The following is a 26,306-nucleotide window of genomic DNA, read 5'->3' as shown; positions in this document are numbered from 1 at the left end:
ATGCTTACTTGTCAAACCGCCCCCGGTTTTGTGCTATCGTTGTGTTAGGGATATTTTGAACACAAAAAGGGCTCCGAGTTTCCTCGGAGCCCTTTGATATTGCGTGTAAATTTTGGTTGCGGGGGCCTGAGCCCACAGAGACTTGTTTTTCTCACCTCAATGTCAATCGAACCGGGGGTCTCCACGGTTTCATGTGCTAGGAGCAAACATTCGGGATGCCAACGCCGAAGGTGCGAATGGGTTTCTTGAACGAGCGCATAGGCCTTGGCCCTTTAGGCCGCGATCGGGTTGGTGTGACCATAAAATTTTGGGTGGCTATAGCTAAAATGCCGTCGGATTTATTCACCTGCTATTCTCGCCGAATCTGTCAAATATAGCGACCACTGCAATAGCTCCGTTTAACCGATGACCCTGCAATTTCGATTTCGCCCAGCCGCAATAGTCGCGCATATCAAGAGCGCAACGCTCGGCGCCCTTACCTCGGCAGCTGGGATGACCGCGGTCGTTTGCTTGTTAAGCCTGCTTGTTCCCGAACGTCCGTTTTGGGTAGAATTAACGGCTGTGGCGTTGATATCGGCGGCTGTTACATTTCCGCTGCAATTTGCGCTTCACCGACGCAAAAAAGCGCTTCGTGATCTCCAGAAAGAACTTCAGCACGCCCTCCACCACGATCCCATCATAGTTACACTGTGCGCCGACGCATTTGCGACCCCCGTCGAGCATGCGATAGACCGCAGGCGCGTGAGCACCGCGGAAAGCCCGGATGGCGTCATTCTCGTTGTCAGGGTCGGCAACTTCGATGAGATCGGTCGTCGCTATGGACCGCAATGGGCAGATACACTGCTTCAGTCGATTGCTTGGATCGTCCATTCTTCCGTGCGCCATGGTGATCTCGTCGCCCGCGTTGCCTCCGACGAAGTCGGGATCTATCTGCCAAACGCAACAATGGAAAATGTCAACAAAATCTGCGAGCGCATCCGCGCTCGGGTATACGAAACCACCTTCATAGCCGGACAAGAGCGGCAGATACCCGTGACGGTGCGGTTTGGCGGCACCAGGGTCGGGGACCAATCCGCCTTCCAGGCACTCAGCGAGGCTGCCAACAGCGCGGCCCTCGCGGAGGAAGAGGCTGGCCCCCTCCTTTTCCGGGAGTTGTTTTCGTGAGAGGGCTTTCGGGCCGTCGGGCATATTCGGGTTTACAGTCTGTCGACAGCGCGCCGCGGAGTTTTGGGCGAGACGGTTCACCGCCTCGGCGACTGCCCTGGCGCCGACCGCGTTGATCCCATAGACGCCGGCAGGCTGGTCTCGGACCGGGCCAGATCAAGCTCTGGACGTCGCAAGGTAAATAGCTCGAGGTGGGGCAACGCGCGTGCCCGCACCATCAAATCTCCCGGTTCCCGGCTACGGCGATCCTCTTGCCACCCCACCGCCGGTATTCGTTTCGGTGGCCGCGACTCCGGCTGGGCCTAAGACGCCGCAGCGCCAAACGCTGTAGACCGGTTGCGTGTCCCAGTCGTAGTAGAAGGCTGCTTCCAGCCTCCCTTCCTCCATCATCTCAGAGAAGGCGCGGCGCACGGCACGGACCGCCTCTTCCCGCTCACGGTCGTCGAGCGGGCAGGACAGCGCGGTGTTGGCAATGCCCCATTCGGTCACCCAGCACGGCCTGCCCTGCCCTTCGGGCTGGCAAAAATCGAGGACCGTCGTCACGTAGCGCGCAAGCGCCGCGTCACGTTTGCGCCCTGGGTAGACATGGATGCCGTAGCCATCGACCAGCGCGTCGATCCCCCGCTCCCGCAGGAGCGAAATAACCGCCGAGGGATCGAGCCGTTCCATGCCACGGCGATCTGCCTCGACAGTGCCGGCATCGGAAAGCCCGGCTGAAATCAGAAGCGCGTCGCCGCTGTGGACCGTCGCCCGCAATTCTTCCCGGGTGACGCGGACGGTGCCGATATAGGCGTCGAGGCCGCGCTCGAACGCCGAGCGATTTGCGACTTCCGAAACCCTGCGCGGCGTGCGCCGCCCAGGGTTTTCGTAGACCACGAGGTCGCCATTGTAGGCGCTGTAATTTATCTCGTTTCCGGGCTCGACGGCGTCGATGCGGATGCCCATGCCGTCGATACGGCGAAGCGCCGCGCGCAGGTGCGCACGGTAAAGATCGAGGTCGAGATCCGAAAGCCGTTGAACGTCCCAGACGCGGCCGAAACCGGTCCGAGGGCGCGTCTCCGGCGGATAGTAGTCCTTGTTCCCGAGCTGGATCTCGAGGAGGATCTTCAGCCCGAGCCGATCCGCAATTTCGAGCGCTTCGATGCTTTTGCCCACGGGTCTCGACAGTGAAAGTCGGACATGGGTGATGCCGCTTGCCGCTATCTCCTTCAGCACCCGCTCCTGATCGGCGCGGGAAAGCCAGGCAAGGTTTACCCGGTTAATGCCGATGCGATCGGCGAGCACATCGTCCGCGTCCGCCGGCCGCGCCGGGGCTAATGCCCAGAGCGCTGCCAGCGCGCAAGCGAGTAGCGCGCGCAATCGCAGCCTCGCCGTCATCTGCTCAAAGTCCGATCTGCCCCAGAGCATTTCGGAAATTCGCCTCGCAGGCGGAATAGCGGTCAATCACGGCCTGCGTGTCGATCTTGCCGAGGAAATTGGCGAGATAAGCGCGCTTGTCCACCTCCCTGTTCCAAGTGGCCGCCTCGATATAGGGGAAGCCGATGAACTCCAGCATTTCACGCATTCGGTCATCGACCGCGATCATGAGCGCGGGCGTGCCGGCCTGCATGCCGATAATGCAGCCGTGGAAACGACGACCGAAGCAGAAATCGCGGGCGGACATCGCGGTTCGCCACTGGTTCGTGTCGAAATAGACCAGCAGCTCGTGTTTCCGCTGCCATTTCTCAGAATGCTTGTATTCGGTCCCCCCGGTGATACGCCCGCTCGCCCGGTCATAGACGATGTCGTTGTCGTCGCCGGTCAGAGAGAGATTGTAGGCAACCACTTCGTCCTGGACGACATAGCTTGCGACGCTGTCGGGTTTGAGAAGCGCGTGGGCATCGACGATCGTATCGGCAACGCTGCCGAGATAGCCGCCGAAGGCTATTTTCTGGGCTTCGGACAGTCCCGGATTGGCAAGCGCCGAGAGCGAGCGCTTCATGTCGTTCGGCGAGAAGTAGAGCGACGGGCAGCCGGTTGGCTTGACGAACTTCATTCCCTGCTCTCTCAGGAACTCGGCGGTGAAATAGCCCCGCGTGAGGAAGAAGCTTTCCTTGTTTCTCAAGACCTCCAGGAACTTTAGCGTGCCAGCCGGCAGCTGCTCCTTGAGGCCCTCCTTGCGCTGAATGCCGATGCCCATCACCACGACCGGCATCTTCAGCTTGGCGAAGATCTCCGCTTCGAGATCGGCGGAATAACCGGGCCGCAGGAGATTGGCGGAGGCGAAGACGCACAAGTCGAATTCGCGGTTCACGCGTTCGTAGAGCTCGTGCGAATCCCGACTGTTGACGAGATGCCAGAACGGCAGATAGGTGACGTCATGGCCGCGCAGGCTTTCGGCCGCGCCTTCGCCGATCAGGTAGTTGCCGGTGTTGGCGATCTTCCTGACCTGCGAGATCAGGCCTTTCCTGGTCCTGGCCTCGTCGAAATAGGGCCGATGGATGACGGTCGTGCCGGAGACGTCCGCAATCGTCCGCTGCAGGTGGGATGGAATTCCCGTAAGCAAGATACGCATAGCTGTCCTCTTAACCGAAAAGAGATGGCCCTGGGGCCGCTAGTGTCCGATGCCGATTTCACGTAGCGTGGTGCGGAAGGCGCGTTCGCGGTCGGAGTACCGGTCGACAAGTTCGCTCGTGTTGAGCTTTGCCAGATGATCGGCCACGAACTCGGCGCGGTTCTCCGCCTTGTCGATCTCGTTGATGTCGACGGCGGGCAGGCCGGTGAAGCCGAGCATCTCACGCATGCGGTCGTCCACCGCCACCATCAGGCTCGGCACCGCCGCCTGCATGGCGATGATCGATCCGTGGAAACGACGGCCGAGATTGAAGTCCATCGACGAGGCCCAGGCGCGCCACTGGTTGGTGTCGTAGAAAGTACGAACCTCGAACCGCTGCTTCTCCCGCTCCGTGCCGGGGTACGCCAGATCGCCGATCATCAGGCCCGACGCGGAATCATAGACGCGACCCTCTTCGTTGGGCTCCACCTTCATGTCGAAGTGGAGAAACTCGTCCTGAACGACGTATTGCGGAACCGTGTCCTGTGGGGCCAGCGCATTGGCGTCAAGGATCGCATCCTGATTGCCGCCGAGGTAACCTGAAAAGATCGTCCGCGCCTTGCCGATCGTTACGCTCGACAGCTTCGTCATGGAGCGGCGCATGTTGTCCGGCATGAAATAGACGGAAGGGCAGCCGGTCGGGCGCACGAAGGAGAAGCCCTGGTCCTTCAGGAAGCCGGCCGACTCGTAGCCGCGCGTCAGGAAGTAGTGCTCCCGCTCCTTCAGGATGGCCAGGAGCCGCTTGGTTCCTTCAGGAAGATTGTTCTCCAGGTCCTTGCGGCTTTGCAGGCCGATGCCCAACATGACGATCGGCATGTTGAGCCGGCTGAGGACCTCCGCCTCGGCGTCCGCGGAGAGCCCCTTGCGCAACAGGTTTGCGCAGGTAAAGACGCAGATGTCGAAGTTGGCGTTGAACTCGTCGAACCCGCCGCCGCTCTTGCTCAAATTGTAGAGATGCCAGAAGGGAACCTGCTTCGCATGCGGCGCAAGTGCGCGCAGGGCGCCCTCACCGATGAGGTAGTTGCCGGTGTTGCTGATGTTGCGCAGCTCCTGCAGGAAATCCTCTTTCGATTCCGGCTGCTTCTGCCGCTCTGCATAGGAGATGGACAAGCCATGGGCGCCATTGGCAAGGCGCGTGTAGTGACCAGGAATACCCGTCACGAGAATTCGTGGACGCATTCGACTAGACCTTTCTGTTTCAGGGGGCGGCCCGGCAATCAGCCGATCGCCGCAACCACGGGATTTGTCACCGGCGGCTCGCGAAAGACTGCGGCGCGGGACAGTGATGAGTTATTCACATAGTGATCGCTCCACGCGATGAAGTCCGAGAAGGAGGAAGCCCATGACCGGCGCGCTGCAGTCCGGAGGCAGCCCTCCATGAGCGGCGCGAGCCTCTCGCGATTTTGCGCGACCTCTTCGATGATCCGCGCCATCTCCCTCACCACCTGAGGATCGGAAGCCGCGTTGACGAGTATGCCGTCCTCGCCGTCGGAAATGAGTTCGTCCACGGCGCCGACCGCAGTCGCGATTGGCACGCAGCCGAGCTGTTGCGCCTCGGCGATCATCAGCGGCGCGCCCTCCCAGCGTGACGGCATGACGAGAATGTCGGCCCAGCCCAGCGCCTTGATCAGATCCTTGCTGGCGAAGACGGGCGGACGCACGTCGACGCCGAGGTCCTTCAATCGTTCGCTCCAAGACAAGCTGGAATCGGCAAGGATTTCCCCTCCAATGGCCCGGGCGTCGAAGGAGACGTTGGAGGCCCGCAGTTCCGCGAGCGTCGACGCCAGTCGATCGATGCCCTTCTGCTGATCGAGCCGCCCCATGTAGAGAAGCCGCAACCTGTCGTCCTTGCGCTCGATCCGCCTGACCGCCAGAACCTCCGCCAGGGCTTTGGGCGGCACCGTGAAACTCGCCCCATTGGCAACGGCGAAAACTTTCTCATGCGGGACGCCGTAGCTGTGCAGATAGATCTTGAGCTGTTCGGAGCAGGTCAGGAAGGCATCGTAGCAATGTTCGTGGGCAATCGCTGCGAAGGGCTGCCCGGCGGGCCTCTTGAAGGCCGTATTGTCGACAACGTGAAGATAGCAGGCGGTGCGCGTGCCTTCGGCGCGCAGTCGTGCGATGAGGGGATGGACGGCCATCACGTGATTGTTGATGACCAGGTCGAACCCGGAAAGCTGTCCCTTCAGCGCCTCCCAATCGACCGAATGCCCCTCGGCGATAAAGTCCTGCCCCAGGAAGGAACCCGACCCTCCCCAGGCCGGAATTCCCGCGTCCCAGAAGTGAATGTAGTCGAAGCTGGAATCGAACTCATCGATCACATCCATCCGGGACGTGCCGAGCACGAAGAGATGGGTTTCGTAACCCGCCGCCTTCAATTCCCGGCATGCCGCGTAGACGACTTTCTCGGCCCCGCCGAAGGAGGCGTTCGGCACGAGTAGTGCTACGGTCCGCTTGCCTTCGCTGTGCCCGAGCGGCAGAACCGGTGATCCCCCAACTTCCTTGCGCAGCGCCTTGTGCAGATCGGCGTAGGGCACGAGCCGTGCCGGGCGCCAGGTCCACCGCCTGCCCGCCGTCTCACGCAGGGGGCTCGCGGCAATCGCGTTGACGCAATTGATCATCACCTGCTGAGGCGTGATGAGAGACCGGCGCGGGAGGCTTCTTGGAAACGGGAAGCGCACTTTCAGTACAGTCGATGTCGGCCATACTTGCTGGCTGCCAATCGAAGCGAACCAGTCCACCGCGTTGTTCTGGACCACGTCTTGGATGAGCCGGGTCGAAAGGAAGATGAGATCGGCGGGGCCGATCCGTTCTCCGCCCGCTCCATGAACGATCGGCTCGATCTTGCGCTGGGCGGCATCGTTGGCAAGTTGGACGAAGACGACGTTGCTGCTCTCGCTCAGGCGCTCAAGATGGGCAAGCACGTTGGGCAGCATGCGCGAACGCCGGAGCAGGTCGAGCGCCGCGCCGCTTCCGGCGACCATGAATGGCGGGAAGTGTTCATTGTCGGGTTCGCCGATGTTGGCCCAGAACGCCCGGATGATGTCGTCGAGGCGAAGCATCGCCGGTGGCTTGGTGGGATCGCTGAAGAAGGAGATCGCAGTATCTTCCGTTCGCGCAAACAGGTAGCGCGGGCACTCCTCATGCTCGAAATCCACCAGCATCGGTCGCTGGAATAGTGATTTGTGGCGCTTGCGCAGGAAGCTCACCGACGTGGCGCGGTCTCGGTTCGCCTCCTTGAAGCGGCTCTCCGCCCGCAGCCTGTATTCGAAGACCGTGTCATGGCAGGGCGTTCCGACGAAGCCATGCTCGATGCAGGACAGCCAGAACTCCCAATCCTCGAAGCCGTTCTGCCTGTCGTCGTTGAAGCGGACGCCCGACTGGAAAACGTCGATCGAGATCATCGATCCCGTGTCGCAGATATTGTCGGTTATGCAGTGGACCAACCGCGAATAGCGGTTGCCGTAGTGGGCGCGCCAGCTGACGGAAAACGTGTCGATATTGGTGTAGACCCACCCGCAACCACTGGCTTGGAGCTGCCGGTAAAGCGTCTGGATGGTGCCGGGAAGGACGCGATTGTCGGCATCCAGGAAATAGACGGCCTTCGCCTCGGGAAAACACTCGAGGACGTATTCGATGGCGCGATTGCGTGCGCCGCCCGGGCCGGCGTTCTGGCCGATCACGACATGGACGGAAGGATGGGCAGCGGCATAGAGCAACAGTTGGTCGAACGTCTCATGCCGCGGATCGCCGTCGACCGAGATGACAATGACGACCCGGCAGCTACTCAGATTCGAGGCAAGGACGGACTCGATCGCCTCCAGGGCGAGTGCCGCGTGACCATAGAGGGGCATAGCCACGGCGATCAGTTCGGGGAGCTCCCTGTTACCGGACATCGGCGGCTTCCGTCGATTGCTTGACCAGCCTGAAGCCGGACACCTTGAGCCAGGAGAAATCGACCGAATCCGTCACTGCGCGGCTGAGGATCATCAGATCCATCGGGCCGCGGACCGGCTGCTCCAGCTGGATGTTGATGTTGACGACCTGATTTGACGTGACTTCGCGCCATCCGCTGAAGAATGCTGATGGCCTGGCCGCGCCCTTTCGCGCGAGTTCGGCCACTTCGGAACGCGCATTCGAATTCGCCGGGGCGAGCAGGAAGCCGACCGCCGCGGGCTGACCTTGAGGATGATCAATGACGGCGCTTGCCGAGAAGGATATCGTTCCGGGCTCGACGGCGCGACTGACCGCGCCCGCGGATATGCCGCTCGGCAACGGGTGGCAGACGATCGCATGCTCATGCTCAAGGAAGCGCACGGTCTGGAATTCCGGGACGATGGGCGTGACCGAAACGTCCGCGATCTGGCTCAACGTGTCGACCGGCAAACGATAATCGACGATGAACTGACCTTCTAGCAGATTGCTCGGCGCAATCATGTTGAGTGCGTAGGCGGGCTTGACGCCGGGCAGTCCCGTAAACACCTTGAACGCCAGCGGGCGCAGGTCGAGATCCGGATGCGGAAGTTCCGACCGCGCCGAATAGCGCTCGCCGGCGATCGGATAGCCGAGCGAAACGCCGACGGTCTCGGGTCCGGTCGCGGAGATTCGCAGCCGAAGCGTGCGCGCCGCCCCTCCGCAGGCACGGGGCAACGAGAAGAAATTCCAGTTCGGCACGAGTTGCGCATAGGGTACGGTCCACTCGGCCACCCCTTCGCCGCTTTCGAGGTAGCTCAGTGCGACGACGAGCTCTCCACTGACCCTGGGCACCGAATGCAGGTGAAGAGCAAAACCAGCCACGGCAAGGCTGGATACCGGCAGCAGCTGCTCGACAAAGGCGGTGGCAAGCAGCTGCCCGATCCCGTCGTCCTTTGGATCGGCATAGGGATCGTGGGAAAAAATCTCGGAAACCGGCTCCCAGTTTCGCGCCTGAAACGCATCTTCAAGGGCCCGGTAGTTTTCCAGCAGCGTTTCGCGCTCCCGGCGCAGGATCGCGAGCTCCGAGGTGATCGAGGCGCTGTACTGGGCGAGCCGGCCGACGCCACCCTCGGCCAGCGCCCGCAGAAGCGCGAAACTGTCCGACTTGTTGACGGGATCAAGCCGCTGGAGGGGAACCGCGGGGACCGTCGCCAGCGATCCAAGCAGCGCCAGACGCTCCTGCAGATCCGCCTCGCCATCGTCGGAAAAGGCGACGGCGATCAATGGAAATGCATTCTGCAATGTCGCTGAAGAGTGGCCATTCTCGAGGTGAACGATCAGATGCTCGATATCGCTGCCTTCGAAGCATGACCGATCCCGATCCGATGCCGCTATCAGCTTTCTCGTCGCCAGTCGTTTTCCAATGCCGGAGGACATCAACTCTCGCACTTTCGGCCTCTGAAGAATTGTTTCGGAACAAGAACCAACGACGCCAGACAATCAGTTTCTTTCTCAAATCATCGCGGCGTCACGAGCAAGAATCTAACAACTACGATTGCGGTGCACAATAATAAAAATCGACAACTTATAAGAAAATAACTTCAGATATACTTTAAAAATCAAAGTAATAATTGATTATTCTCATTCACGAGCGACGAATAAACGATTTTCCGATCAAACCTTCGAGAATATCCCATTGCCGATCGAGGCAGTCCGTCAGCCGGAAGCGATTTTCGACCGTCCGGCGCGCCGCTGCGCGCATCCCGAAATAGCGTTCCGGCTCCTTCAGGGCGTCGAGAATGGCCTTGGCAAGTGCGTCCGTGTCAAAAAATGGCACCAACAGGCCGTTCCGGCCGTCGCGTATAACTTCCTGGACAGGAGCGGTATCCGACCCAATGACCAGGGCTCCGCACGCCATTGCCTCCAGCACCGACCAAGACAAAACGAATGGATAGGTCAGGTAGAGGTGCGCGGACGAAATCTGGTAAAGCCGCCGCAAAACGGAATGCGGCACCACGCCGGGGAAGAGGATATTCTCCCGTGGCATATCCAGCGTCTCCAGGAGATGGTCCTTCCAGGCCCCACCGCCTGGCGGGGGCACACCATAGCTGACGCCATCTCCGCCGACGAAAACGAAGAGCGCATCGCGACATTGCCGCGCAACCTTGGCGGCAGCCTCCAAAGCCTGTGGAAATCCGCGGTACGGCTCGAGGTCGCGCGCGACGAAGGTGACAATCGGAGGCCCGCCTGCAGTGAGCACACGTCCATCCGGAAGCGTCACCGATGCTGTCGGATCCGGTCGAAACCGCACCGTATCGATACCCTCGTGGCACACTGAAATGCGCCCCTGGGCATCGGTGGGATACAGGCTTTTCTGCCAATGGGTGGGGCTGATACCCGCCTCAATGGCCTCGAGGGACAAGAGCTGCGCGATGTTGCGCAGGCGCAGCCTCTTGCGCGTCTCCAGATCCGGCTGATCGTCGGGCGAAAACCCGATGTCGGCGCCTTGCGGCCGGTAGAAGAACTCGCAATATCCCAATGCGGGCACCTGTGGCAGCACGTCTTTCAAGAACATCATGCTGCCCCAGCCGATATGGCCGACGACAACGTCCGGCGCTAGCCCTTGCCGCACCATGGCATCGAGCGTTTCGGCAACACGATGGCCGATTCGCGCGTGGTGATCCGGAATACCCATGTGCCGGGCCATGTGCGGATTTGCGCGCGGGCCTGGTTCCGTTCGATGTCGAACGACCCGAACGGATGGGATCTTCCGGTCTATGGTCTCGGTGATAAGGCTGACCTCATTGCCCGCCTGCGCGAGTTGAGCGGCAAGGGCAGCGAACTGGCCGAAGCCCCTGCGATGAACAAACGCCACATGCATCGCGTCTAGTCCGCCTTGGCCAGTCCCACGGCACCACTCACCGCTTAGACGCCGAACCGTGAAGCGTTGGCCCAGGCCAGTTCAAGCTCGTGCAGCGTCTGGAAGGCCGTCTCAAGCATCCGTTGATCCTGATCACCACGTTTCACCGCACGCTCGTAGGCCGTCGCCGCGTCGCGGAGATTTGCCCTAAGCTGCCTCCCCTTCTCCGTCAGCTTGATGCGTGCGGACCGCTTGTCGCGCTGGGAGGCGACGCGATCAATGTAGTCGCCGTCAACAAGCTGCTTCAAATAGTAGGAAACATTGGAACCAACATAATGCCCACGCTCCAGAAGCTCGGCGACCGAAAGCTCCGAATCGCCGATTGCGAGCAGTATCATCGCCTGTGCCGGCCCAACATCATCTACACGAAGCTTGGTGAGCTCTGCGCGGATCAAGCCTGAAAACCGTCGACTTGCCCGCTCCATGAGGCGAGCGAGCTCAAAATACGTAATCTGCCGGAGGTCACCGAACTCGAGATCTTGAGCATGCCCGGGATCTGCTTGCACAGCCCGCCCCCTATTTCCAATTCTCAGATCGTCATTCAGATCGGAAGGATTAAGCACACTATCGTCGTTCACTATATTCTCCGTGTTGGAAAACTACTTCAAAAATTGAAGTAATCTTCAAATATGTCCATCGACCACAATTAGTGTGACCTTGCACACCCCCGCCCTTCTATGCCAGATTGGTCGAAGCAATACTACACTCCCGCCCGGTTATAACCAATTCCGTCCTCCGGCAGATGGCCACAACGTTAATTCAAGGCAAATCGCCATGCGTGATACTGTTCAAAATGAGACAAGAAGCAAGGGTCAATCATTGGGAGGCAACGATAAAAACAACCCAGGCTTGCTGATCGCGCAAGGGAAGCGCGTATTCGTGTCCGGGCTAATATATGCGGCGGCGCTTAGCGTGTGCCTGAATTTGCTGCAACTTACGATGCCCATTTTCATGCTGCAAGTTCATGACAGGGTCCTCAACAGTCAGAGCATGGAGACACTGGTCATGCTCATGATTTTGGCGATCGGCGCCCTTGTGGTGCTCGGTGTTCTGGAATTCATCCGCGCCCTCTCCTTCCAAGCCATCGGTGGCGCACTCGTGCGCCGTTTAAACATGCCAGTCCTTGCCGCCGCCGTTCAGGCCTCCGTTGACCAGGGCCTGTCGCGCGCGACCCAGTCGCTTCGGGACATCGCGGAACTGCGAAGCTTCCTGACCTCGTCAGCGGTAACCGCGCCCCTCGACGCGGCGTGGTCACCGATCTTTCTCGGCGCCCTTTTCGTTCTGCATCCGCTGTTTGGCCTCATCGGGGCCGTCTCCGCGACGCTGCTCCTTTGCGGCGGCCTGATCACGGACATGCTGACACGCCAACTCACCAAGGAAGCGAACCAGACAAATGTTGAAGCTATCTCGAAGATTGGCGCATCACTCAGACATGCCGAGGCTATCGAGGCAATGGGCATGCTGCCGGCTCTGGCGAATCGTTGGCGCGCCCTGCAAATGCAAGCCCTCGACGGCTTTGAAGCGAGTGGGAGCAGGAGCAAGGCGATGTCGTCCATCACCCGCAGCCTCCGCTATTCCATCCAGATCATCACCCTGGCGGCCGGAGCGTTCCTGGTGCTGGAGCAGGCAATCACGCCCGGCGCAATGATGGCATCGAGCATCCTTGTCGGACGCCTCCTGATACCTTTCGATTCGGTCATCGACAATTGGCGGCAATGGGTGCTGGCGATCGCAGGCTGGCGTCGCCTTGAGGCCACCCTCAAGGCGGACCTTGCTATTCGCCAAACGATGCCCACGCCGCATTCGTCTGGCGACATCGTCGTCGACAAACTGGTTTACGCAGCCCCGGGGCTGGATGTGCCGATCATCAAGGGCATTTCGTTCTCCCTCTCCCCGGGCGAGGTCCTGGGTGTGGTCGGTCCCTCCGCGGCTGGCAAATCGACCCTCGCCCGGCTGCTGGTCGGGATCTTGCGCCCCACGTCAGGCGGTGTCTTCCTCGACGGCAACAACACCTATCTCTGGGAGCGCAGTTCGTTCGGCCAAGTGGTCGGATATCTACCGCAATCCGTCTCCCTCTTGGAGGGCTCGATTCGAGAAAACATTGGGCGGATGGCGGACAGCGATCCATACAAGGTGCTGGAGGCGGCGCGATTGGCCGACATCCACGAGATGATCGGACGCCTGCCACTGGGCTACGATACGCCCGTCGGTGACGGACACCTGACCCTTTCGGGAGGACAGCGGCAGCGCATAGCGTTGGCACGTTGCCTCTACAACCGGCCTCGCCTCATCGTGCTCGACGAGCCGAACGCAAACCTGGACGCGATTGGCGAGCGGGCCCTTATCCGCGCGATCCAGCACGCGCGCGACGACGGCGCCATCGTCATTATAATCGCCCATAGGCCAGCCATCATGCAGGTCGCCGACAAACTGCTCGTGCTTGAAAACGGCCGCGTCACGCAGTTCGGGCCGCGCACGGACGTGGTTCCAGCCACAACGGCGGGCGAAGCACGCCGCGAGGTGGCTGCGCAATGACGGAGAAGAAGCCCCTTGCAGCCAGCCCCGACCTTTCCGAACGGCGTCTACAGACGCATCAGCCGGTGCCGCTGAGTGTCAGCCCTCCGGACCTGGAATTCGACCAATTTGATACCCGCTCGCCGCTCCGCCGTCTTGTCATCTCGGGGATCGCCACGATCGTGGTGTCCTTCGGTGGTTTTTTTGCCTGGGCGCTTTCGACCGAACTCAGCAGCGCGACGGTCGCCAGCGGCACGGTCATCGTCGATTCGAAGCGAAAGACCGTCAGCCATTTCGAAGGCGGCGTCATGAGCCGGTTGCGGGTTCAGGAGGGCGACAAGGTGTCCGCCGGACAACCCCTGATCGAGTTGGAGGATACACGCGCCCGTTCCAGCCTGCGGTCACTCCAAATCCGGCGCATCGGCCTGATCGCGAAACTGGCGCGATTGAAGGACGAGCAGACCAACATGCCGCGGATCATCTTTCCACCTGAACTCGGCGATGCCGAGGACGTCGCCGTCGACGACGCCATCAGGGCGGAGACGGTGTTTTTCGAAAAGCGGCGCGAGATGCAGGCCGGGCGGATAGAGGTCCAGAGAAAAACCATCGAGGAGTACCTCGAACAAGCGAAATCACTCGGCATCCAGATCGAGGCGACCGACCAGCAGCTCGGCCTCATCAACGAGCAGCGGTCGGCGTTGGCGACGTTGGAGAAAAAAGGCGCCGTATCGCGCACGCAACTCATCGAGATCGAGGCCCGGCTCAGCGGGGTTACGCGGGAGCGGAGCGAACTCGCCGGCGACAGGGCCCGGGCAGAAAAGGCCGCAGCGGGCGCACAGCTTGCGCTGACCGGGATCGAAAGCGAGTTTCAGTCGACGATTGCCGGCGAAATCACGACGGCGCGCGTCGAGCTCGCGGATGTCGAAGAGCAGATCACGGCTTCAAAAGACGTGCTGCGGCGTCTTGAGATCCGCTCTCCGCAGGACGGGATCATCAGCAACATCTTCTTGCGCACCCCTGGCAGCGCGGTCACGCCCGGCCAGCCTCTGCTCGAGATCGTTCCGGAAAACGAGCCGCTCCTGATCGAAATGCGCGTCAATCCTCGTGACATCGACAGCATCGCCGTGGGCTCCAAAACGCAAATCCGGTTGACAGCCTATAATCAGCGTTCCCGCCTGCCCATGGAAGGCGCCATCACATATGTCGCCGCGGACCAGTCGGTCGATGAGAAGTCAAATTCCGCGTTTTTCGTCGCGCGCGCCAAAATCGACGCGTCGTCCTTCAACGCAAACCCCGATGTCCGCCTCTATCCCGGCATGCCCGCGGAGGTGCTGATCATCCACAAGTCACGCCTTGCGATCGAATACCTTACCTCTCCCGTCGCCGAGAGTTTCAATCGTGCCTTCAGAGAAGACTAGGAAATGAGCATAAACTCGCGACATCTCAATTGTAGTTTGTTTCAATTTTTGAAGTTATTTCCAAGTAAACTGCGGGTATTTTACATTATAAAAGCCGACATTTATGAAACAATGTACCAACATGACTTAAAATAAGAAATTTATTTCTCAAAAATAGACGTTTTCTCTTCATGGGACGCTTGCGTTGTTCTTTGTTGCAATGCACATTCCTGGCGCGCAATTGTCGCACCCCGTGCGAGCAACGCGTGCATAGAAACCTGAAGAGGAGAGGCAGATGGCAACATTGGAAGGCGGTGCATACCACGACGCCCTGTTCGGCTCCCGTTTCAGCGACTTCATTCGCGCCCATGGGGGCGATGATTTCGTGAGCGGCGGCAACGGACACGACATCGTGTTCGGTGATGATGGTGACGACCTGCTGTTCGGCGGAAAGGGAAACGATACCCTGTTCGGCGGTGAGGGCAGCGACTTGCTGAACGGTGAAGACGGTCACGACACCCTCGTCGGCGGCTGGGGTGATGACTTTCTGTACGGCGACAAGGGCAACGACATCCTTTTCGGGGGACACGGAAGCGACCTTCTGTCCGGCGGCAAGGGCAACGACATCCTCTATGGCGGCGATGGTGGCGACATCCTCGACGGCGGCGCCGGCAACGATGTGTTGGCAGGCGGTGCTGGCCATGACGTCTTCGTCTTCGACGGCGGCGGCGGCAATGACGTCATTCTCGACTTTACCGCGGGCGAGGATCTGCTGCAGATCTCGAAGGGCATCAATGGCCTCGACGTGTCTTCGCCCGACGACCTGGCCTCGCGTATCACCCAGGTCGGCGGCAATGTCGTCGTGGATCTCGGACATGGTGACACGCTCACCCTGGTCAATGTCGATGCCGACGACATCCAGGCAAATCCCGAGCACTACTTCACAGTTCACTGAGCGTGAACCGCGCGCCCTGCTTCCTCCCGTGGGGCGCGCCATTCCAATTCAGAGGATAGCGTGTGACGTTCGACGTATCGATAAACGCCACGGGCGATTTCAGGAATGCAGAGATTTTTCGGCTCGGCGCCAATCTGGCCGTCCTCATCTTGGATCTCCCCCCAGCCCTTCCCTCAGCCACAAGGTGCCTGTTGTCCATGGACCAGTCGCCGGTACCGCTCGTCAGCATGACGCTCCCGCTTGGCAACGGACGGCAACGCATGTTCTGGGCGATGAGGCCAGGAAAGCAGCCGGAGAGCGTAGACATCTGCACTGAAGACGGCTGCACGATTGATACCATCGTGATGCAGCCGGCGCGCATGCTCGCGCCGCTCGATGTTGAGGCCCTATTCGCTGATCTCGCGCCAGATGCTCGCATCAAGTTCGTGAACAACCTCCTGACTGTGTGGCGAAGCGCCTTCCGCATTGCCAGCGACGATCTGTTCAGCATGGTGGTTGAAGACGCTCTTCACGTGCTCGTACCCGAACCGCAGTCCGCCAGCATCGTGTGTCAGGTTGCGCAAGGGCGCCATCTGATTGAGACGACCATCAATCCGGATCTGGGCGACATCACAGCGATCTATGCGGTCGGCGCGGCGTCGATCACACGCTTGGCCGTAAGGGTTGTCCTCGGGCGCAATGCGAAACACGGCTCGCGGTCGTGCCATTTCATCACGGATGCGCCTTCCCCATCTCCTCCGTTGCTCATCGTCCTTCTGAGCAAGAATGGCGTCGCCATCCGCCAGCTCGCCGACGGCAAGTCTCGCTATTCCAGCCTTCAGAGTTGGTGGGATAAAAACCGCCAGGCGGTGGAGTTGCGCGAAATGATTGTCCGTCGGCTCGCCACGTTGCCGGAAAACGGCGCGGCCACGGCGATCGACCTCCAAGTTCGCGCACCACTGGCGACAAGCCGGATCGCCAAGTCATCGATGCATCCGTCCGGAGAGGTCGATCTCGCTCTGGTGCTCGACGGCGGTCTTCTGGCCGGCGGCTGGTTCCATGCGCCGTCAACCGCCTTCGCCGGCATCGATTACCTCAAAGAGGACGGCACGGCCGTGCCGCTCGACGGGAACAGCTACGAATTTCCGGCATGGGCGCAAGGGACCGATGAAAAGAGTAAGACCGATGTGACCGGTTTCGTTGCCTGGGTCCCTCTGACGGAATCGCCCGGGCCGCTCCTGCAGCCACGATTTCAGATGCGCCTCGCCTCTGGAGCGACAATGGCTCTCGTCCCGAAGCCTCAGGCCTTCGAGGCCGCAATGCAACGAAACCACCTCCTTCGCGCCGTGCCCCCGCAGCATGCGGTCGACCGCGCCTTCCGTACAATCCTCGCCCCCTCCTTGCAGAATGTCGAGCGGCGATTGGGCAAGACCATAGAGGTCAGCCGCACCAAAGACTACGGCATTCCCAAAGTTGCGCCCCTCGTTTCCATCGTAGTCCCACTATACCGGGTTCTCGACTTCCTGCGTTTCCAGTTATCCGGGATGGCCACGGATCCGTGGCTCGCCGACAACGCTGAGATCATCTATGTCCTCGATTCCCCGGAAATTCAGGACGAGACGGAGCACCTGCTGGGCGGCCTGCACCTTCTGCACGGACTAGCGATGAAGTTCGTCGTGATGAATCGCAACGGAGGCTACGCGCGCGCTTGCAATGCCGGCGCACGTTTTGCACGCGGCGCCATTCTGGTGATGCTCAATTCGGATGTTGTGCCGTCAGCGCCAGGCTGGCTCCAAGTGTTGTCGCGTCCGTTGCTGGAAAGGCCAAACCTGGGCGCGATCGGTCCGAAGCTGATTTTCGAAGACGGATCGCTGCAGCATGCCGGGCTCTACTTCGGCCGCGACCAGCGCGGGATCTGGCTGAACCACCATTTCCACAAGGGCATGCCGCGCGACTACGCGCCGGCGCAACATGCCCGCGAGGTTCCCGGCGTCACCGGCGCTTGCCTCGTGACCCGCAGGGACACTTACGAGAGCGTTGGTGGTTACACCGAGGACTACGTGATCGGCGACTACGAAGACAGCGACCTGTGCCTCAAGATCCGTCGCCTCGGGCTCCAGATAGTCTACGAACCGGCAGCGTGCCTGTATCATTTCGAGCGTCGCTCGATCCGCCGCAGCGAGGACTACATGCGCGGCGTGGCAAGCCAATACAATTCATGGCTACACACCCAGCGTTGGGAGGACGACATCACCGAACTGATGGCGATTCAATTCGGCAAAGACCCGGATCGACACGCCGCCACTGGTGGGAGAATCCCGGAAAGGAACGCGGCGTGACGCAAGCGGCACTCATGCATCCGCCCGCGCCGGCCCGGCTGATCGATGAAGGCCGTGTTCGCTGGCTGATCGATTCCGTTCGGTGCAATCGTTTTCTGCCGCAACCGGATTCAAGCAACGTCGTCGTCGGAGACGGTGATTTTCGCGCGATAGGGGCGGAGTTTCTCGGTTACTTTATTCGCATCGGCGGCCTGCGCGAAGACAGCCGCGTGCTGGACATTGGTTGCGGTATCGGCAGGATGGCGGTGCCGCTCACCCAGTACCTCGATCCGCAAAAGAGCCGCTACGATGGCCTCGACCCGGTCGAGGACGGCATCGGCTGGTGCCAGCGTACGATCACGCCTGCCTACCCCAATTTCGGCTTTCAGCGACTGGATATCGCGCACGAGCTCTACAACCCGAACGGCAAGATCAGCGGAAAGGCGCTGGCGCTGCCCTTTCCCGATCATCATTTCGACTTCGTCATCATGACGTCCGTGGTCACTCATTTGCCGCCCGCGGAGGTGCTTGTCTACCTCTCCGAGGTCCGCCGAGTGCTGTCACCCGGGGGCCGCTTGTTCATGACCGCGTTCGTGGTCGACGGCATCGCCGCGGCAAACGAAAACGGACGGCGCGATCCGCGTCTCGCTTTCCGTCGCTATCGCGAAAGCCCATGTTGGTTCGTACCCAACCAGCCACCGCTTGCCGCGATCGGCTTCGATGAAGGCTTTCTGGACAAGGCGCTCGAACGGGCCGGTCTCTCCGTCGCGCTGAAATCGCTTGGCCGTTGGCGCGGCACAAACGCTGGCCACCATCAGGACTTCATCGTGGCGAAGCGCCGGGGAAATGGTCGATGAGCAAGCGCATTCTCGTGGCCGCCCACAACCATCCGTCCCTCCATCCGGGTGGAACGGAGATATTCGCCCACGACTTGTTTCGCGCCTACCAGCGCGCCGGGCACGAGGCTCTGTTTCTCGGTGCCACGAACCAGATCCATCGCGAGGCGAGGCCGGGCACGAGCTTTCAGGGCGTCGGCCCGGCGGGAGACGAGCTCCTGCTGTGGTCGGGACACTTCGACCACTTTTTCATGAGCCAGATCGACCTCTATGGCGTGGTGCCGGATATAACGGAGTTGCTGCGCGAGTTCCGACCGGATGTAGTCCACATCCACCACCTGTTGCTGCTTGGCGCTGAGTTCCCTCACATTATCCGCCGCACCCTGCCCCACTGCCAGATCGTCATGACGCTCCATGACTACTACCCGATTTGCCATCATGACGGCCTGATGGTGCGCACCGGCACCAAGGAGCTTTGCCATCAAGCCAGCCCGGACCGCTGCCATGGCTGCTTCAAGGACATTCCCCTCGATCGCTTTGTCCTGCGCGAACGGCACCTGAAGGCCCTGCTGAGCACGGTTGACCACTTCGTATCACCAAGCGCTTTTCTAAAGGATCGCTTCGTGCAGTGGGGATTGGACGAAGATGCGGTCAGCGTCATTCCCAATGGCATCCCGGTCCGAAAGGCCGGCGCGCAACGAGAGCTGCTCGAAGGCGGGCGGCCTATTTTCGGCTATTTCGGAAATCTCAATCCCTGGAAAGGGGTGACCGTATTGCTCGACGCTGCGCGCCAGCTTCTGGCCGATGGCCACGAATTCGAGCTGCGCGTCCATGGCGGCGCGCCATTCCAGAGCAAGACCTTCGTCGACGAGGTCGATCGCCGCTTCGCCGAAACGGCGGAATGCGTTCAGCCCCGGGGTCCTTATCGACGAGAAGATATCGGCGATTTGGTGGCCGCGGTCGATTGCACCATTGTTCCTTCCGTCTGGTGGGAGAACGCGCCGTTGGTCATTCAGGAAGCCCAGGTTCAGGGGCGTCCGGTCATCGCCAGCAACATCGGGGGCATGGCTGAAATGATCGAGCATGGCGTCAACGGCCTGACTGTGCCACCCAACGATGCGCGAGCACTCGCCGCGGCTATGCGTAGCATATTGGAACAGCCGAACCTGCTGCGCCAGTTCGCCGAAAACGCTCGCAAGCCCGACGACATCGATACGACCGCCCGCCGCTACCTCAAGCGGATCGAGCCGGCACTGCTTCCGGCATAGGAGAACTCATGGCAAGTCCCGCTGAACGACCGGATGCCGCATCCGAACAGGACAACGCCAAGCCGATGAACGGCCGGGTGGATGCCATCGACATGGGCCGGATCTTCGGCTGGGCGTTCGACCCGGTTTCGCCGGACCAACGACTGACCATCCGAGTCCTGCTCGATGGAAAGGTGATTGCCGAAACGGTTGCCGATCGCAATCGTCCCGACCTGCGGCGCAACGGTATCGGCGACGGTAATCACGCATTTGAAATAGCATTGCCCGATCCTGTCCAGTCGCGCGCGAACGATCTCGTGGTCGTGGCGCGAAATGGAAGCGGTTCCGAGCAGCCCCTGCGCGTTCCGCAGCCGGACGAGCAGGCGGCCGAAGCTCTGATCGCCGCGCCGCTGGCGAAAGTGCTCGACAAGCTCGACGTACTGATGGCGTCGCAGCGGCAGCTGCAGGTCTCACAGCGCTCGCTGCAGCGCACACCGGAAATCGATGCCGACAAGACCGGGACTGGCCTGACCGACGTCAGAAACGCCGTCGAAAGTCTCTGGGTGGATATCGGCCAGCGGCTGAACGATCTCGATGTCCATCTGATGCGGCTGGATGGGGTGGTGGCGGGAATGGAGAAGAACCTGACTGCGTTGCAGAAGCGCAAGAACGGCGAGTTGAAACCCTTGCTGCTGCTGCTGTTCGCTCTTGTGGGATTTGCCGCTGGCGCTGGCCTCGCGCTCATTGCCAGGATCTGACACGGGGAGGTTGAGGCGTGCTGGTTACAGAACAGTCCCCCGCGGTTAGGAACCCCACGGCCGTTAAGCATGGGGCCAACAGGGCGATGCGCCCTGGAAGGGTTATCGGCTGCCCCGTAAACGAGACCACCTTGCTGATTGTCGGTCTCGGTCGTGTCCTGGCAGGCGAAGTGGTGGCCGGCGAAGTGATAGTCGGCGTCGACGGCGATCAAACGGGCACGCGAAGCGCGTTTGTCTCGGAATGGCGACTGGCCGCTCCTTCCCCAAGGGCCAAGCACGGCTTCGCGGCGCTCCTACCGACCGAGGGCACGGACCGCGCCATGACTGCGATACGGTTCGGCGAGGAGGAAACGAGCGTACGCTATATCTTTGCGCCCCGACTTGCCTCCGCGGAGGAAGCAGCCGCGATCGTGGCCGAAACCGCGGGACCTCAGTCAGCCGCCGTCATTGACCGGCTTGTGGACGTTATGATGGCCGGCAACCTTAACCGCCGTGGACTTCTGACCGTCACCGCGCTTCTGCAGGCAGCCCACGCAAACGATGGTTTCATCGAGTTGATTGGTGAAAGCCATGAAGGCGCGACGTTCCTGCAGGGCTGGAGCCGCGGCATGGCGCCCGGTCCTTGCCGGGTGTCGGTGGTTGGCAATGCGACACCGGTGGCCTCTGAGTGCGGCATCGCCGTCTTTTCCCGCCCGGATGCGCCCGATGGCGCCCCGGGTTTTGTTGGTCTTCTCGCGGCAACCAAGGATGTCCGCGCGCGCGACATCGAAGGTCTGGTCATTCGGGGGCGCGCCGGCTGGAGGTATGCCCCAGTCCACCCCCGAAAGCGCATCCTCAGCCCGCTGGAAACGCCCGAACACGTCAGGTCAATCCTGCCGCGCGCACATGGTGCGCCAGACATGCTCCTATCCCTGCGCGCGGCCGCTAACAGCTTTGATGGCAAAGAAACCGTCTCCAGCCTGCCGTTTCCCGTCCGGATGGGAATAGACAATATGTTTGAGGCCGATGGAGGAAAACTCCTCGCCTCCGGTTGGCTGTATGATCCCGACGCTCACGTCACGGCGGTAAGACTTCGTAGAGGTGACGGCGCGGCTTGCCTCGACGAACGCTGGACGCGCCTCGATCGCCCCGATGTCACCGACAGTTTCAATGACCAGCAGCACTTCGCGCCGAGCATTCGAGCTGAACAGCGTGCCCATGGGTTCATCGCCCACGCCCATTTGCCCAGTGAAGATCATGGTGCGCCTCTCTACTTCGAACTGACGCTACGCGATTCGCGTCGTGCGTTCTTGCCAGTCAAACCAACGCGGGTTTCGGCGCGCCTGGCGGCATTGCGCCAGATCGGTTCCATCGATCCAACGAACTGTGCGTTGCCGGCGATCGTCGACACACAAATTGTACCGTTCCTCAGCGAATCCGGACGGTCGACGCCGGTCACCGACGCAGTCCTGGACGCTGGCGCCTTCGATCAGGAGAGCAGCCCGCCGATCGTCATCGGCGCTGGGGAGGGAGAGGAGAACATCGCCCCGCTGCTGGCCTTGCTCGCGCTAGATCCGGAGACCCGACGCGCGCCGATCGTGATCGCCATGCCTGCCGATCGCTTTCGCAGACAAGCCGCCCGCCTCAAAGAACTCGTACGGTTCTATCGCCTTTCGGCCAGGTTCGTATCGGTCAAGGGCGCAGGCGACTTCTACGACATGCTTGAAGCGGGCACGCAGGCACTCTCCTGTGAAACGGTCGTGTCGCTCTCCGCCTCACTGGTCCCGCGCGGGACAGGCTGGTACGGCAAGCTCTTGGCCACGGCTGGGACCGTGAAAGGAAGCATCATCTCGCCTGTACTGGCTTACGAGGACCATTCCGTTCGCTGGGCGGGAAACTGGATCGATGTTGACAACGGCGATCAGCCAGTTGTGGGTCGCTATGCCGGATATCCGCTCAAAGCAGTTACCGAAATGAAACTGACCCGCATCGCGGCGGCCTCGCTCGAATGCTGCGTCACGCCCCGGGACGCCCTGTCGCGCTTGGGCGGCTTTTCCGGCGGCTATCTGGGCGCGCAGGAAAAAGGCCTGGATCTCGGTCTCCGTCTCAGCCGGTCCGGCATCAACTCCTATTTGCTGCCATCGGTGCAGATATGGGGCTGCGACGACGCACGCGACTGGAACAGTCCGGCAATGGCGGCTCTGGTGGAAGAGATCGATCGAAAGATCTTCAAGAGCCAATGGTCGCCTGTCCTCGTAGGTGAAAAACATCCAGAAAAGAGGCCCGCATGAACGAGCAGCTTCGTGTCCTTGTCGTCTCGCATGCTCACCCGACAGTGTCGCTCGGCGGGGCAGAAATCGCTTCGCACAACCTGCATCGTGGCCTAAACGCATTGCCGGACGTTAGGTCGGTTTACTTGGCCCGGGTCGGCCACCCGGTACCCCGGCATGCCGCGTCCGCGCTGATGAGCTATCGCCTTGCCGAAGATGAGTTGCTATTTCACACGGACGACTACGACCACTTCTTGTTGTCCAATGGCGATACGCAGGCGATCAGTCGGGACCTGTTGCGCTTCGCGCGGGATCTCAGGCCCCATGTCGTGCATTTCCATCATGTTCTCGGTATCGGTCTCGAAGCGCTCTATGCCTTTAGAGAGGCATTTCCTCACGCGGCCATACTGGTCACGTTCCACGAATACCTTTCGATCTGCCACAATCACGGGCAAATGGTGAAACGACCTTCCGGCCAGCTCTGCGAAACGGCCTCCCCCATCGCCTGCCACGGCTGTTTTCCTGACATCCCTGTCTCGCATTTCTTGAAGCGGGAGTTGTTTGCACGCGGGATGCTTGGCCTTGCCGACGCCTTCGTTTCGCCCAGCCGGTTTCTGGCAGAGCGCTACATCAAATGGGGCATTGATAAGGACAAGCTCTGCGTGATCGAAAACGGGATCGCTTTGGAAGCGGGTGCCCCCGCGCGCGAGCTGCAAGGTCTCAAGCCGCGTCGCAACCGCTTTGCCTATTTCGGCCAGATGACCCCATTCAAGGGTGTCGACGTCCTGATTGACGCTATTTTGCGCATCCCGAAGGACATATGGGGCGACGACTCCTGCCTGATGATCTTCGGCGGCAACCTCGAGCGACAGCCGGTCGAATTCCAGGAACGGATGAAGAAGCTTATTGCAGACGCCGGCCAGCGCGTCCGATTCTATGGCGCTTACCAGAACGCGGACGTGCCGCGCCTGATGCGTTCGGTCGACTGGGTGGTTCTACCCTCCGTCTGGTGGGAAAATTCGCCCGTTGTGATCCAGGAGGCCCTGCTACATCGCAGGCCGATGATCTGCTCCGACATCGGCGGGATGGCCGAGAAGGTGCGGAATGGGCAGGACGGCCTGCACTTCCGCGCAGGAAGCAGCCAGGATCTCGCGGACCGCATCGTTGAAGTATTGGGCGATAACCAAACCTGGGATCGGCTACGCGCGTCCATGCGACAACCCGCCGACCACCTCGGTTGCGCGCGCGACCACTTCAAGCTCTACCGCACGCTGCTGCGGCAGAAACGCGATGCCGCCATGGCGGAAAATCCTGCACTTCTCTCGCACGCGCTTTGACCACGCTCATCCTGAGAGACGATCGACGCAACCAACTCCGGCGGCGAGATTTAGCTTGCGACGCCATCATCGCTCTTGTGGGCGAGCACATGATCAGGCGGTTCGAGTTCCGCGGCGGCACTTTCGATGGCAAGTCGCAGCAGGCTTTGTGTCTGCCAACTCGCACTTGGCGCGTAACCGCGCCGACGTCGGTTCCTCCGTCAGCATGGAGATCGAACCCCTCGCCGCTAGGTGGCCCTCGGTCACCTGAACAGCGCATCAAAAGCACGTCGCGTGAGGCGGATCACGGGATCTGCTTCCGGTCTTTGCACTTGTTTTGCTCGTAGTTCTAAAAACCAGTGCCCTCTTTCGGGAGACCCGCATTGGCCAGAAGGCCAGCCCGCGGGTGGATCGGAGATGGGCTTCACCCGCCGCGAAGGCCATCTTGTCTTGTAGGCTTGGCAACATTTCGATCACGAAAGCGCGGTGCCATCCGCCCTGCGGCTGCGTGCAATACGGCCGTCCAGTTCCGCTAGCCGGCCGGCGAAGCCGGCATTTTCCGGCTGACACGTCATGGCGTCCACAAGCATGGTCCGCGCCGTCGCGAGCTCACCGTCGCGAATATGGCGGTTGGCGCGAAGATAGAGGAAGTTTGCTCGCTCCACCGGAGAAAACGACGAACCGAAGCGCGCATGAAATCGGTCGGCCCAGGCAGGATGCCGGGCTATCGCCGTCACAGCGATCTGATAGGGTCGCATCGGCGCCACCACGCGGGCAGCTCGGGCCAGAGCGCGTAGCCCCCGAAGATCGTCTCCGCGGCAGGCCTCGATCAACGACAGCGCGCGCTCGGTCCCGGTGAAAGCCCGAACGGTGCCATGGCCGGTCATGTGGACCGGCACGAGGTGCGTCCTCTCCTGCAGCGTCGCGATCCGCGCGGCGTGCCGGTGGTCCACGGCGTGGAACGGATCGAAGAAGAGATAGGCGCGCCCAGCCGCGTGATCCGGCGCTATCCCCATATTGGCGTGCAGGTCGGGCGAGAAATGCCGTGCGAACCGCCCGTCGAAGGGAGCGACCTTCGGATCTATCGAAACTTGCGGGCAAAAGGCGATGGCAACGGAGGCGTTGAAGCGCCCGCGGTAGCGCAACGCCGCGTAACCGCCCTGCGAGTGCCCGTAAAGTATTCGCTCCGGTGCCGCACGAAGAATGGGCGCGGCCGCTTCGACTGCCTTGACGACGCTCGCCGCCGGAAACCAGTTCGGCCGTCGACTGATGAAGCCCAGCGCCGAAATGTCGGCTTTCTCGCAGAATCGCTGCGCCCAGAACCGGCTCCCGTTCGCCTTCATTTCCATCTCATTAAAGGTGACCAGAAGATATGGAGATGATCCTGGACGATGTATCACCTCAAGGTTCTCGTCCGAAAATATGCGCATACCATCCACCCAAACAACTTATCCAACAAATATACTTCAATATTTGAAATATACTTACTATTCTTATAACTAGACAGAAACTCTATTGCGAAATCAACCCGCTTCGTCGCCGAAGTGCAAGCGGATTTTCATCGAGAAGCTGGAGGCCGGTGAGCTCGAAACGGAGCAGAAACAAAAAAAGCTCCTCGACGCTTACGCTGAGGAGCTTTCATTGAAGCGACTTGAATGGCCATCTGCCTTTTAACTTGGGAAAGATTTGGTTTTGGTTGCAGGCATTGCAGTTTTGAGTGCCGCTGGGTCGGCTTGGCCTTCTTTTCGGCCCCTGATTAGGGTTAGATCCTCGACCTGTTACCGAGATACACAAAAGCCCGCACGAGGCGGGCTTTTGTGTATTTGGTTGCGGGGGCAGGATTTGAACCTGCGGCCTTCAGGTTATGAGCCTGACGAGCTACCGGGCTGCTCCACCCCGCGCCATCTTGGTAAACCGCTATGCGGTTTATCCGGTGTGTGCAAATCCGTTTTGGATTTGTCACGGTTGCGTCACCGCTTTGCGGTGCTGCATTGTGCCTGAGCAAATTGGGTCGCAATTTGTCTCATGTTGCATTTTGCTCTGCATTTCGGCGTTTGGAAAGCAGAAAGGACCGCTTTGGGCGGCCCTTTGTTTCCGGCTTGGGCCGTTGGAGGTGATGAGAAGATTGTATGTTGCGTTTAGCAG

The 26,306-nt window shown here is 60.7% G+C and carries 19 protein-coding genes and 1 tRNA gene; 10 read left to right on the top strand and 10 right to left on the bottom strand.

What is annotated here, in order from left to right; genetic code table 11:
• Positions 1–741 precede the first annotated feature (741 nt).
• A complete protein-coding gene (locus tag BSG20_RS37310; RefSeq protein ID WP_244541306.1) occupies positions 742–1,164 on the top strand; it encodes a diguanylate cyclase domain-containing protein in 423 nt (140 codons plus the stop codon).
• Positions 1,165–1,401: 237 nt separating this feature from the next.
• Here BSG20_RS37310 and BSG20_RS09505 read toward each other — a convergent pair whose 3' ends face one another.
• From BSG20_RS09505 to BSG20_RS09475, 7 genes are all read right to left on the bottom strand, one after another.
• Positions 1,402–2,541, bottom strand: coding sequence for a glycoside hydrolase (locus BSG20_RS09505; protein WP_072374597.1), 1,140 nt, complete (start codon positions 2,539–2,541; stop codon positions 1,402–1,404).
• 4 nt (positions 2,542–2,545) lie between these two features.
• Positions 2,546–3,718 carry a polysaccharide pyruvyl transferase family protein gene (locus tag BSG20_RS09500; RefSeq protein WP_072374073.1) on the bottom strand — a complete coding sequence of 391 codons (1,173 nt, stop codon included), beginning with the start codon at positions 3,716–3,718 and terminating at the stop codon, positions 2,546–2,548.
• Between the two features lie 39 nt (positions 3,719–3,757).
• Positions 3,758–4,936, bottom strand: a complete 1,179-nt coding sequence (locus tag BSG20_RS09495; RefSeq protein WP_072374071.1) for a polysaccharide pyruvyl transferase family protein — start codon at positions 4,934–4,936, stop codon at positions 3,758–3,760.
• 38 nt (positions 4,937–4,974) lie between these two features.
• Positions 4,975–7,653 (bottom strand): glycosyltransferase, encoded by a 2,679-nt coding sequence (locus BSG20_RS09490; protein WP_072374069.1) that lies wholly within the window; start codon positions 7,651–7,653, stop codon positions 4,975–4,977.
• Positions 7,643–9,109, bottom strand: a complete 1,467-nt coding sequence (locus BSG20_RS09485) for a DUF6212 domain-containing protein (RefSeq protein ID WP_093041095.1) — start codon at positions 9,107–9,109, stop codon at positions 7,643–7,645. Before BSG20_RS09485 ends, BSG20_RS09490 begins: the two co-directional genes overlap by 11 nt.
• A gap of 208 nt (positions 9,110–9,317) precedes the next feature.
• On the bottom strand, positions 9,318–10,553 hold the full coding sequence (locus tag BSG20_RS09480) for a glycosyltransferase family 4 protein (RefSeq protein ID WP_072374067.1): 1,236 nt from the start codon (positions 10,551–10,553) through the stop codon (positions 9,318–9,320).
• A gap of 44 nt (positions 10,554–10,597) precedes the next feature.
• Positions 10,598–11,098 carry a MarR family transcriptional regulator gene (locus BSG20_RS09475; RefSeq protein ID WP_244541309.1) on the bottom strand — a complete coding sequence of 167 codons (501 nt, stop codon included), beginning with the start codon at positions 11,096–11,098 and terminating at the stop codon, positions 10,598–10,600.
• A gap of 268 nt (positions 11,099–11,366) precedes the next feature.
• On the opposite strand from BSG20_RS09475, the gene BSG20_RS09470 reads away from it, so the two are divergent.
• The 9 genes from BSG20_RS09470 (at position 11,367) to BSG20_RS09430 (ending at position 24,182) form a co-directional block, all read left to right on the top strand.
• Positions 11,367–13,127, top strand: coding sequence for a type I secretion system permease/ATPase (locus BSG20_RS09470; RefSeq protein ID WP_072374063.1), 1,761 nt, complete (start codon positions 11,367–11,369; stop codon positions 13,125–13,127).
• Entirely contained in the window at positions 13,124–14,524 is a 1,401-nt protein-coding gene (locus BSG20_RS09465) for an HlyD family type I secretion periplasmic adaptor subunit (protein ID WP_072374062.1), read from the top strand. Before BSG20_RS09470 ends, BSG20_RS09465 begins: the two co-directional genes overlap by 4 nt.
• Positions 14,525–14,798: 274 nt before the next feature.
• Positions 14,799–15,458, top strand: a complete 660-nt coding sequence (locus tag BSG20_RS09460; protein ID WP_072374060.1) for a calcium-binding protein — start codon at positions 14,799–14,801, stop codon at positions 15,456–15,458.
• A 62-nt stretch (positions 15,459–15,520) separates the two neighbouring features.
• Entirely contained in the window at positions 15,521–17,776 is a 2,256-nt protein-coding gene (locus BSG20_RS09455; RefSeq protein ID WP_072374058.1) for a glycosyltransferase family 2 protein, read from the top strand.
• Positions 17,773–18,612: a class I SAM-dependent methyltransferase gene (locus BSG20_RS09450; protein ID WP_072374055.1), complete on the top strand. Its 840-nt coding sequence runs from the start codon at positions 17,773–17,775 to the stop codon at positions 18,610–18,612. Before BSG20_RS09455 ends, BSG20_RS09450 begins: the two co-directional genes overlap by 4 nt.
• Positions 18,609–19,859: a glycosyltransferase family 4 protein gene (locus tag BSG20_RS09445; protein ID WP_072374052.1), complete on the top strand. Its 1,251-nt coding sequence runs from the start codon at positions 18,609–18,611 to the stop codon at positions 19,857–19,859. Before BSG20_RS09450 ends, BSG20_RS09445 begins: the two co-directional genes overlap by 4 nt.
• An 8-nt stretch (positions 19,860–19,867) precedes the next feature.
• The gene (locus tag BSG20_RS09440) at positions 19,868–20,596 is read left to right on the top strand and encodes a hypothetical protein (protein ID WP_072374049.1); all 729 of its coding nucleotides are present in this window, start codon (positions 19,868–19,870) and stop codon (positions 20,594–20,596) included.
• Between the two features lie 86 nt (positions 20,597–20,682).
• Complete coding sequence (locus BSG20_RS09435) at positions 20,683–22,866, top strand: glycosyltransferase family 2 protein (protein WP_072374045.1); 2,184 nt, start codon at positions 20,683–20,685, stop codon at positions 22,864–22,866.
• Positions 22,863–24,182 (top strand): glycosyltransferase family 4 protein, encoded by a 1,320-nt coding sequence (locus BSG20_RS09430; RefSeq protein WP_072374042.1) that lies wholly within the window; start codon positions 22,863–22,865, stop codon positions 24,180–24,182. Before BSG20_RS09435 ends, BSG20_RS09430 begins: the two co-directional genes overlap by 4 nt.
• Before the next feature lie 452 nt (positions 24,183–24,634).
• On the opposite strand, the gene BSG20_RS09425 is transcribed toward BSG20_RS09430, so the two are convergent.
• The 3 genes from BSG20_RS09425 to BSG20_RS36970 form a co-directional block, all read right to left on the bottom strand.
• Positions 24,635–25,591, bottom strand: a complete 957-nt coding sequence (locus BSG20_RS09425; RefSeq protein WP_072374040.1) for an alpha/beta fold hydrolase domain-containing protein — start codon at positions 25,589–25,591, stop codon at positions 24,635–24,637.
• A gap of 394 nt (positions 25,592–25,985) precedes the next feature.
• Positions 25,986–26,062: transfer RNA gene (locus BSG20_RS09420), tRNA-Met, on the bottom strand.
• A 58-nt stretch (positions 26,063–26,120) separates the two neighbouring features.
• The coding region (locus BSG20_RS36970; protein ID WP_210216953.1) for a hypothetical protein at positions 26,121–26,306 on the bottom strand (186 nt) is incomplete at its 5' end.

Source organism: Rhizobium tibeticum, from assembly GCF_900110205.1.
GTDB classification, from domain to species: Bacteria; Pseudomonadota; Alphaproteobacteria; order Rhizobiales; family Rhizobiaceae; genus Rhizobium; species Rhizobium tibeticum.
This window is presented reverse-complemented; position numbering and strand designations above follow the sequence as displayed.